The organism is Burkholderiales bacterium (genome assembly GCA_013695435.1).
GTDB lineage: Bacteria > Pseudomonadota > Gammaproteobacteria > Burkholderiales > JACMKV01 > JACMKV01.
This window is the reverse complement of the sequence record JACDAM010000119.1, coordinates 1-10,609: the sequence shown is the minus strand read 5'-3', so window position 1 is coordinate 10,609 and position 10,609 is coordinate 1. Positions and strand designations below refer to the sequence as shown.

Sequence of the window (10,609 nt, the reverse complement as noted above, 5' to 3'; positions counted from 1 at the left end):
CAACACCATGGTCGACCAGATGCGGTCGTTCGCATCGGAAGTTACGCGCGTCGCGCGCGAGGTCGGCACGGAGGGGCGCCTCGGCGGCCAGGCCGATGTGCAGGGCGTTGCGGGCACTTGGAAGGATTTGACCGACAACGTGAACTTCATGGCCGGCAACCTGACCGGCCAGGTCCGCAACATTGCCGATGTTACCAAGGCGGTCGCCTATGGCGACTTGTCGAAGAAAATCACAGTCGACGTGAAAGGCGAAATCCTCGAGCTAAAAAACACTGTCAACACCATGGTCGATCAGCTCAATTCGTTCGCATCCGAAGTCTCGCGCGTGGCGCGCGAAGTCGGCACCGAAGGCAAGCTCGGCGGTCAGGCGCAGGTTCCGGGTGTGGCCGGAACCTGGAAAGACCTGACCGACAACGTGAACGCGATGGCCGGCAATTTGACCGGCCAGGTGCGCAACATCGCCGAGGTGACGACAGCCGTGGCAAAAGGCGACTTGTCGAAGAAGATCACGGTCGACGTCAAGGGTGAAATTCTCGAACTCAAGTCGACCATCAATACCATGGTCGATCAATTGAACTCGTTTGCGGCGGAAGTTTCGCGCGTCGCGCGCGAGGTCGGCACGGAAGGCAAGTTGGGCGGGCAGGCGCAGGTGCCCGGTGTCGCGGGGACGTGGAAAGATTTGACCGACAACGTGAATTCGATGGCGGCCAACCTCACCAATCAGGTGCGCGGTATCGCCAGCGTTGTGACGGCGGTCGCCAATGGCGATCTGAAGCGCAAGCTGACGGTGGACGTCAAAGGCGAAATCGCGGCGCTCGCCGAAACAATCAACGGCATGATCGAAACGCTGGCGACGTTCGCCGATCAGGTGACCAACGTCGCGCGCGAGGTCGGCTACGAAGGCAAGCTGGGCGGCCAGGCGCGCGTTCCCGGCGCCGCCGGTTTGTGGCGCGATCTGACCGACAACGTGAATCAGCTCGCCGCCAACCTGACGACGCAGGTGCGTTCCATCGCAGACGTCGCGACAGCCGTGACTAAGGGCGATCTGACGCGTTCGATCATGGTGCAGGCGCAGGGCGAGGTGGCAGCGTTGAAAGACAACATCAACGAGATGATCCGCAACCTCAAGGACACCACGCTCAAGAACACCGAGCAGGACTGGCTGAAAACCAACCTCGCCAAATTCACGCGCATGCTGCAGGGCCAGCGCGATCTCGTCACCGTTTCCAAACTGATTCTGTCGGAACTGGCGCCGCTGGTCGGCGCCCAGCACGGCGTCGTTTACACCACGGTGCGCGACGACGAAACCAGGCTCGAACTGCTCGCCAGCTACGCCTACAAAAAACGCAAGAACGCGCCGGCCAGTTTTCTGATCGGTGAAGGTCTGGTCGGCCAGTGCGCCTACGAAAAGCAGCGCATTCTGCTGAGGGATGTGCCGGGCGATTACGTGCACGTCAGTTCCGGCCTTGGTGCCGCCGCTCCGCTCAACATCATCGTGCTGCCGGTGTTGTTCGAAGGCAATGTCAAAGCCGTGATCGAGCTGGCTTCGTTCAATCAGTTTTCCGAAACGCACAAGCTGTTCCTCGATCAGTTGACGGAAAGCATCGGTATTGTGCTGAATACCATCGTCGCCAACATGCGGACGGAAGATCTGCTCAAGCAATCGCAATCGCTGACCATCGAACTGCAAAGCCAGCAGGGCGAACTGAAAATGACCAACGACCGCCTCGAGCAGCAGGCGGTCAACCTGCAGCAGTCGGAAACGCTGCTCAAGAAGCAGCAGGAAGAACTGCAGGCGACCAACGACGAATTGCAGGAAAAAGCGCGCCTGTTGTCCGAGCAGAAAGCGCAGGTCGAATTCAAGAACAGGGAAGTCGAGCAGGCCAAGGTCGCGCTCGAAGAAAAAGCCGAGCAATTGGCGCTGTCTTCGCGCTACAAGTCGGAATTCCTCGCCAACATGTCGCACGAGTTGCGCACACCGCTGAACAGCCTCTTGATCCTCGCGCGCCTGCTGTCCGATAACCAGGGTAACAATCTGACGCCGAAGCAGATCGAATTCGCCAGGACGATTTCGGCATCGGGCACCGATCTTTTGAGCCTGATCAACGACATTCTCGATCTGTCGAAGATCGAATCCGGAACCGTGTCTGTGCATATCGGCCAGGAAAGTTTTGGCGAGATGCGCGATTACGTCGAGCGCTCGTTCAGCCAGGTCGCGCAGGACAAGAACCTCGACTTTGTCATCGATGTAGATCGCGATCTGCCGGCGACCATACAGACCGACGCCAAGCGCCTGCAGCAGATACTGAAAAACCTGCTGTCGAACGCCGTCAAGTTCACCGAGAAAGGCCGGGTATCGCTGCGTATCGAAGCGGCGAGTTCGGGATGGAGCACTGGCCACAGCTATCTCGATAACGCCGAGATGGTCGTCGCGTTCTGCGTTTCGGATACCGGCATCGGCATTCCGGTCAACAAGCAGAAAATCATCTTCGAAGCGTTCCAGCAGGCCGACGGCACGACCAGCCGCAGGTACGGCGGAACCGGCCTCGGTCTGTCGATCTCGCGCGAGCTGGCGCGTCTGCTCGGCGGCGAAATTCGCGTCGCCAGCGCGCCCGGTAAAGGCAGCCGTTTTACGCTGTATCTGCCAATCTCTTACAAGGAAGGCGCGATCATGGCAGTCAGCCAGAAAATGCAGCACGAGACGATACATCTGCCGTCGATTTCCGGTGAGCCGGCGATGCCTATTTCGGCGCCGGATCTGTCGCTGGTGCGGCAAAGCGAGATCGAAGACGACCGGGAAACCATCCAGCCCGGCGATCGCGTGCTGCTGATCGTCGAGGATTACGGGCCGTTTGCGAGCACCGTGCTCGAAGTCGCGCATCGGGCGGGTTTCAAGGGCGTGATTGCGCTGCGCGCCAATACCGCGCTCGTGCTCGCGAAAAAAATCGCTCCGGATGCGATCACGATTGATTTGAAGCTGCCCGATATGGATGGCTGGGCGCTGTTCGATCTGTTGAAGCACGATCCGGATACGCGCCATATTCCGCTGTATCTGATCTCGGGCGGCAACCATATCGAGCGCGCGTTGCGCATGGGCGCGTTCGGTTATCTCGAGAAGCCGGCGGACAAGGAAGCGCTGATACAGGCGCTGACCGGCATGCATGACTTCATCGAGCGCGCCCTGCGCAATCTGCTGATCGTCGAAGGCGATCACGTGCGAGGCGATGAAATCACCGCGCTGCTCGGCAGCGAAGACTTGCGCGCCGTGATGGTCCGAAGCGGCAAGGACGCTTTGGCCGCGCTCGCCGCGGGGACGTTCGATTGCGTCATTGCCGATCGCAAATTCAGCGACATGTCGGCCGTCGATCTGGCCGAAAAAATCAGCGCGACTCAGCGCTCGGCGAACGTGCCGATGGTCGTTTACGCGAAAAACGCGTTCGGCAAGCGCGAGCAGGCGAGGCTCGATAAACTCGCGCCGCGGATCGTCGTCCGCCGCGCCGGATCGCCTGACGTGCTGTTGAACGAGACGGCGCTGCTGCTGCATCGTGCGATCAACGCCTTTTCCGGCGAGAAGCGTGAATTGATTGAGAGCGCGCAACGTCTGCCGGCCGAGCTTGCCGGCAAGAAAGTGCTGGTGGTCGATGATGACATCCGCAATATCTTCGCGCTGACTTCGGTTCTCGAGCAGCACGGTATGACAGTGGTCTACGCCGAAAACGGCAAGGACGGTATAGAGTTGCTGGAAACCACGCCGGATATCGAGGTCGTGCTGATGGACGTGATGATGCCGGAGATGGATGGCTACGACACCATGCGCGTGATTCGGCAGGTCGATGAATTCAAGGATCTGCCGATGATCGCGCTGACCGCGAAAGCGATGAAGGGCGACCGCGAAAAATGCATCGAAGCCGGCGCCTCCGACTACATCGCCAAGCCGGTCAATATCGAGCAGTTGCTGTCGTTGCTGCGGGTGTGCCTCACCCGCTGAATCGGGTAGCGTAGGTCAGGGGCGCGCAAGCTCCCTGACAAAGATTGTGCTGCCGATATCGTCAGGGAGCCTTTGGCACCCTGACCTAAGGTTTTTTCTGACTAGGGATTTTTTGGCGTGGAGTCTATGAAGAAAAACGATGATAGCCGCTCGGTTTAGCCCGGCGATGGCCGACACCCCCAAAACCGACATCCTTCTCGTCGACGACGAGCCGCGTAATCTGCTGGCATTGCAGCAGTTACTCGAGGCGCCGGATCGCAATCTGGTGCTCGCGGGCTCCGGGGACGAGGCTTTGCGCGCAGTGCTGAAGTGCGATTTCGCCGTGATTCTGCTCGATGTGCGCATGCCGGCGCTGGATGGCTTCGAAACCGCGAAGCTGATACGCGGCCGCACCCGTTCGCGGCAAACGCCGATCATTTTCGTCACCGGCGTTTATGAGGACGTGAGTTCGGTATCGCGCGGCTACGAAGTCGGCGCAGTCGATTACATCCTGAAGCCCATCGTGCCCGATGTGCTCAAATCCAAAGTGTCGGTTTTCGTCGAGCTGTACCGAAAAACCGCCGAACTGAATCGTCAGAAGGAAGCGTTACGGGCCGAGGCGCGCGCTTCCGGGCAGCGTTTCTACGATCTGGTGCAAGGTCTGGACGCGATCGTCTGGGAGGCGCGGGCCGATCAAAACCGTTTTTCTTTCGTCAGCCAGCGCGCCGAATCCATGCTCGGCTATTCTGTGGGGCGCTGGCTGGCTGAGCCGGACTTTCGCACGTGCATCATTCACCACGACGATGCGACGGCGACGCGCGCGGCTTATGAGCGCGCCTACCGAGAAGGCGGCACGCATGCGCTCGAATACCGGGTGACGGCGGCGGACGGCCGCGAACTGTGGTTGCGCGATCATGTTTATGCCAAACACGGCGGCGACGGCGACAACGGAGCGCAGGACGGTCATGCGCAAGTGCGCGGTGTGATGGTAGACATCACGCGCCAAAAGGAAATCGAAGCGGCGCTCGCCGGGCACAGCGAGCATCTCGAAGAGCTGGTCGAAGCGCGCACGGCCGACCTGTCGGCTTTGTCGGCGCACCTGGAAAACGTTCGCGAGGAGGAAAAGGCCGGTCTCGCGCGCGAACTGCACGACGAGCTCGGCAGCATCCTGACCGCGCTCGCGCTGGATGTCTCATGGCTGCAAAAGCGCATGAACAACAGCGGGCAGCCATTCGCCGACAAGCTGCAGGCAGTCCGGGGATTGATCGACTCGGCGGTGAAAACCACGCGCGGCATCATGCAGGATTTGCGGCCCACCCTGCTCGATGACGTCGGCATAGCCGCGGCCATCAGCTGGCAGTCGCAGGAATTTTCCAAGCGCAACGGCATCGCCTGCAAACTCGAACTGTTCGACGAGCAGGCGAAGCTCGATGAGATGCGTTCGATTTCGCTGTTCCGCATTTTGCAGGAAGCGCTGACCAACATTACCCGGCACGCGCAGGCGAGCGAAGTCCGCATCGTGCTGCGTTCGGGCGATGACGGCATCGCGCTCGAAGTGCATGACAACGGCATCGGCATCGCCGCCAATGACGCGCATAAACCGATGTCGCATGGCCTGACCGGCATGCGCGAGCGCGTTCGGCGGCTGGGCGGCAGGATCGCCATCGCCGCGCCGTCCGGCGGCGGCACGCTGATCGAAGTCGTGCTGCCGGCTGCGATCGCCGGCGCGGACGGTGTGCTCGCGAGCGCGGGCGACCCTGCCGTTTCGGGCGCCTCGCTGTCGATCGTGTCCCGGTGATCGGCCGAAACGAATCGGCCGAATGTCCCGCCGCCGCAACTGAGTCGGCATGACGCGCGAAAACCTCCCGAAAGATTCCTCTGATTTTCTCGTCAAGCGCATCGGCTGGGTCGCCCAGCTCGAGCTGCTGCTGATGTATCGCGACGAAGCGCGCGCTTGGAGCATCGCTCCCTCCCCGCTTGCTGGGGAGGGTTGGGTGGGGAAGTAAGCGGAGCCGTGTGGAATCCCGATCTTGGCGGCCGCCGCCACCCCCATCCCGGCGCGCGGACACGTTACCGCGAAGCGGCCGTCTGCGGGGAGCGCGCCTTGGCCGAACCCGGATCACGGCGGGCGAAAGCTTTGGGGCGGAGCCGGATTCGGAGGCGTCGCTGCCGCAAGTGGCTGCTTTGCAGTAACGTGTCGCGACGCCCTACCGCAAGCGGGCCTACGGCTAACGTGTCGGCGCAGCCTTCCCCGTCAAGGGGGAAGGGGAAAATCAGGCTCGTTTTCGGAAGAGCGAAACTGTCCTCCTTCGCCACAATGCGACGGCGACCTCAAAATAACAACGGCACCCTGAGTCGCTTACATCAAATCTTCAGGCTGTCGATTCAGGCTGTAGAGCCCGGTGAGCTTCGCTTCGCCGAGCACGTGTCCTGCGATCGCTTTGCGTAAATCATCCGCGGTGAAATCTCCGCTGACGCCGCATTTTTCGACATCGAGCGCGTACAGCGTGAAGATATAATGATGGACGATGCTGTCGTTCGACGGCGGACATGGCCCGTCGTAGCCGAAATAGTTGCCTTCCATATCCTGATCGCCCGCAAACCATTCCGTGTAAGTGTTCAATCCCTGACGCGCTCCGCGCGGGCCGCGCGGGCCGCTTTTGCCGCGCGGCGTGACGCCGGTGGAGAACTCGCCGCGCTTGATCGACGCCGCATCGGCCGGCAAATCGACCAGCAGCCAGTGGTAGAAATTGATGCGCGGCAAATTGGCCGGGATCGTGCGCCCTTCCTTGTTCACGTCGTCGGGTTTACTCGGCACATCCGGATCATGGCAAATCAGTGCGAGTGATTTCGTTGCCGCCGGCAGATCGGACCAGGCCAGATCCGGATTGATGTTGTTCGAGTTGGCGGCGTATTCGCGTGGGTGCGCAACGCAAAAGGCGTAATCGTCGGGAATTTTCTGCATGTCCGAAAACGAGGAGCTGGTGAGTTTCATTTTTGTTCCTTATGGTTTGTTCGTGAGTGATGAAGAATTTGCGAGCCCTTCCTCCCTTTCAAAGGGAAGGTAAAGTGTTTGACGCAGCAAGCCGAACCGCATCCCTGCATGCCAACATTGACCGCAGCAACGGCGGCTAAGTTGCCGGCCGGCACGTGGTGGCGCATCGTCGCGCCGTTCGCCGCCGGCTACTTCATTTCCTACGTTTATCGCACGATCAACGCGGTCATCGCACCCGAACTCGGTCAGGCTTTCGCCCTCGACGCCAATGATCTCGGCCTTCTGACCAGCGTCTATTTTTTGAGCTTTGCGTTGTTCCAGATTCCGCTTGGGCTGCTGCTCGATCGGTACGGAGCGCGCCGCGTGCAGGCGCTTCTGCTACTGATGGCGACCACTGGTGCGCTGGTGTTCGCGTTCAGCAGCGGGCGGGAAGGATTGATCGCGGGGCGCGCGCTGATCGGTCTCGGTGTATCGGCGTGCCTCATGGCGAGCTTCAAGGCTTTCACGTCCTGGTTTCCACGCGAGCGCCTGGCGATGGTCAACGGCATCGTCCTTTCCGCCGGCGGACTCGGCGCTCTATGCGCAACGGCGCCGGTCGAAACGGCTTTGCACTTCGTGGGCTGGCGCTGGGTGTTCATCTCTTTGAGCGGCGCGACGCTGCTGATCGCGGCAATGACCTGGCTCGTTGTGCCGGAGCGGGCGGAGACACACGCGCAAGAGACCTGGCGGTCACAGGTGCAGGGGCTGGGCGGCATTTTCGCAAGCCGGCGCTTTTGGCGCGTCAGCCCGCTTGCCTTGACCCAGGCCATTTTTCTGTCGATCCACGGTCTCTGGTCAGGGCCGTGGCTGACCGATGTCGCCGGCCTTACGCGTGCCGACGCCGCGCATCATTTATCGCTGACGGCGATCGCCATGATTTGCGGTTATTACAGCGTGGGCGCGCTGGCGACGCGGCTCAGCCGCAGCGGCGTCAAGCCGATCGTGGTGGCGAAAATCGGCCTGCTGTTTTTTCTGCTGGTTCAGGTCGCGCTGACCGCAGGCTACAGCGGCGCGACGGTGCCCCTGTGGATCGCCTTCGGATTCTTCGGCACGACTGCCTCGCTCTCCTACGCGGTGCTGGCGCAGGAATTTGCGCCATCCCTGGCCGGCCGCCTGAACACCGCCATGAACCTGCTGGTCTTTGTCGCGGCTTTTGCGCTGCAGTGGGCATTGGGCGCCATTCTGGACTTGTGGCCCGCCGACGGCGGTTATCCATTAGTCGCCTACCATGCCGCTTTCGGCCTGACACTGACACTGCAAACGATCGCCTTCATATGGCTGATCTGGCCCGCGCGCTCGCCGTCAATCCCCGGAACGATGACTCCTGAATCGAAACCGGTCATGCCGCGCGCCGATTAGGGCCCCAGGCTGGCGCGCGTTTCAATGTTCAAACGGGCAAGGCGGGCTTCCGGTCCCAGCGCGCCGATATTTTTCACCGCGGCATAAAAATCTTCGAGGTCGCCGCGCTCGTTCGCCAGCAGCCGCTGGAACGCCGGAACGAGCTGCGTGTAAGTCGCGACTGATACCAGTTGCGCGTTGCCAGGCCGTTGCGCGAACCAGCGGTCGTAACCCTTGAATCCGCCCCAAGAATTTTTCAGTTGCTGATACTCGTCTTGCAGCGCATCGAGGGCGTGAGCTTTGGCCGCGCGCTGCTCGGCTGGCGATTTTTGCGATGCGAAAATTTCCTCGAGCAAACCGCGATACTTGAGGATCAGGGCGACAAAATCCTTTTTCTTGTCCTGCAGGCGTTCATGCTCGGCGCTTTGCGCTGCCGTGCCGCGCTCGGCGAACCAGCGACGCAAGCCCTCCTGTTCGACGGCTACCGCGAACGACTCGTTGAACGTCGTGTCGCCCGGCACATAGACGACCTGGTGCGCGAGCTCGTGGAACAGCAGCCGCGCGATTTCGGGAACCGGGTGATTGATGAACGTGTTCAGCACCGGGTCGTTCAGCCAGCCCAGGGTCGAATAGGCAGGAACGCCGGCGACAAAAACATCGTAGCCTTTCTGACGCAACTCGGCGGCAAACTGTTCGGCGGCATCTTTCGAAAAGTAGCCGCGATAATTGACGCAGCCGGCGACCGGAAAACACCATTCGATCGGCTTGATCGACAATTCCGGCGTTGCGAAAACATTCCACACCACGAACGGACGTTCGAGATCGGCGTAATAACGATAACTGCCGTTGTCCGGCAGCCCGAGTTCGTCGCTGGCGAAGTCGCGTATCTCGACCACCGCCTGCAGCTTCTGCTTCAGCGGCGGCGCGATGTTCGGATCGTCGAGCAGGCGGGCGATCGGCTGCTCGCGGCTCCACAGCTGCCACTGGCCGCCGACCGACTGAAAATAGTAGCCAAGATTGACGCACCCGGCGATGACCAGAACGAGCGCTGTGCCTGCTGCGATGGCAAGACGCCTGACAGAAAATTTCTTTAGGATCAAACGCACTGATAAGCTGAACGGAAAAGAGGAATCGGAAAACTCTAAACGGGTCCGCGGTTCAGTGCAAGAAGCGCCCGCGCTGCAGGAAAGCGCACACCTGTTTTGCGACTTCCGCCGAAATCAGCATTTGCGAATGGGCGACGCTCAGAGACAACTGATCGCGCATGCCCGGCATCAGCGTTTCGGCCACCGCAACCACGCCGTCGTTCGGCTGCGGCACGTCGCGGATTATGCGGCCGAGACCGAAGCTGCTCGTACCGGACAGCACGCCGACCTCGTTTTCGCCTGCGCTCCATATCTGCGGCTCGGTTGGCATGCAGCGCCCCAGAATCCTTTTGCCGAACCGGAATGAGTCGAGCCGGCGCGACGCATGACAACCAGCGCAAGGCGTGCCGAGCAGCACAACGCGGCCGATGCGCGGATCAGGCGTTGTGCCGTTCAGCATATCGAGTATGACCAAGCCGCCCATACTGTGTCCGACCAGATGTATCGTTGGCGCCGGCAGCGACGAAACGAACTGAGCGAGCTGCGCGGCATTTTCCTGCAGCGTGTCGCGCATCGACGCATACGAAAACAGACGGGCATCGAAACCGCAGCGCGCGATACGCCAACGCTGCAGGGCCAGCGTGATGCCCTTCATCCACAAGCCGTGCACCAGCACTACGCTCGCTTGCTCCGCCATGATCCCAGACTCAAAAAAGTCTGGAAATTCTAACCGATGTGGCTGCGCCACGCCGCCATGCCGCTAATGCTGTCCACCAATAACTTGTTTATTTTTGCACCGTTCGTGGTGAGCCCGTCGAACCATGAACGACGGCAGGTGGCCCTTCGACAGGCTCAGAGCTTGCCCTCGAATGCTTCAATCGGGGGCCGGACGGAAATTTATGGCATTTGAAACACAACGCTAGCGCCCGGTCTTGAACGCCTCCATGTCGCCCGGCTCAATAACCGGGCGACATGTTGCTTCGAACGGACAAACGATCAAGCGTCCCCATCGGACAACAGCGAGCGCGTCCACGATTCAGGTCGATGAATCGGAGCCTTGACCATCATCCTGTCTTTCGGCGCCTTGCTTTTCTGCGCTACGGATTCGGCCGGCGCCGTCGTGCCATCGGTGATGGCGAAGTTCGGGAAAATCCAGCTCGATTCATGCGCGGCTTGCGCCGAGCC

Annotated in this window: 8 protein-coding genes; 4 read left to right on the top strand and 4 right to left on the bottom strand. The window is 60.8% G+C overall.

Annotation, left to right across the window (positions count from 1 at the left end; all coding sequences use genetic code 11):
• The 3 genes from H0V78_06350 to H0V78_06340 all read left to right on the top strand — a co-directional run.
• The coding region (locus H0V78_06350; GenBank protein MBA2351401.1) for a response regulator at positions 1–3,988 on the top strand (3,988 nt) is incomplete at its 5' end.
• Between the two features lie 139 nt (positions 3,989–4,127).
• Complete coding sequence (locus H0V78_06345) at positions 4,128–5,765, top strand: response regulator (GenBank protein MBA2351400.1); 1,638 nt, start codon at positions 4,128–4,130, stop codon at positions 5,763–5,765.
• 49 nt (positions 5,766–5,814) lie between these two features.
• Positions 5,815–5,973 (top strand): hypothetical protein, encoded by a 159-nt coding sequence (locus tag H0V78_06340; protein MBA2351399.1) that lies wholly within the window; start codon positions 5,815–5,817, stop codon positions 5,971–5,973.
• A gap of 353 nt (positions 5,974–6,326) precedes the next feature.
• Here H0V78_06340 and H0V78_06335 read toward each other — a convergent pair whose 3' ends face one another.
• The gene (locus H0V78_06335; GenBank protein ID MBA2351398.1) at positions 6,327–6,962 is read right to left on the bottom strand and encodes a YbhB/YbcL family Raf kinase inhibitor-like protein; all 636 of its coding nucleotides are present in this window, start codon (positions 6,960–6,962) and stop codon (positions 6,327–6,329) included.
• Positions 6,963–7,070: 108 nt separating this feature from the next.
• Here H0V78_06335 and H0V78_06330 point away from each other — a divergent pair, with 108 nt between their 5' ends.
• Positions 7,071–8,360, top strand: coding sequence for an MFS transporter (locus H0V78_06330; GenBank protein MBA2351397.1), 1,290 nt, complete (start codon positions 7,071–7,073; stop codon positions 8,358–8,360).
• Here the strand turns inward: H0V78_06330 and H0V78_06325 are convergent.
• The 3 genes from H0V78_06325 to H0V78_06315 all read right to left on the bottom strand — a co-directional run.
• Positions 8,357–9,403: an aminopeptidase gene (locus H0V78_06325; GenBank protein MBA2351396.1), complete on the bottom strand. Its 1,047-nt coding sequence runs from the start codon at positions 9,401–9,403 to the stop codon at positions 8,357–8,359. The two genes, H0V78_06330 and H0V78_06325, sit on opposite strands and share 4 nt — an antisense overlap.
• Positions 9,404–9,497: 94 nt before the next feature.
• Positions 9,498–10,121, bottom strand: a complete 624-nt coding sequence (locus H0V78_06320; protein MBA2351395.1) for an alpha/beta fold hydrolase — start codon at positions 10,119–10,121, stop codon at positions 9,498–9,500.
• A gap of 299 nt (positions 10,122–10,420) precedes the next feature.
• A partial coding sequence (locus H0V78_06315; GenBank protein ID MBA2351394.1) for a hypothetical protein occupies positions 10,421–10,609 on the bottom strand: 189 nt, incomplete at its 5' end.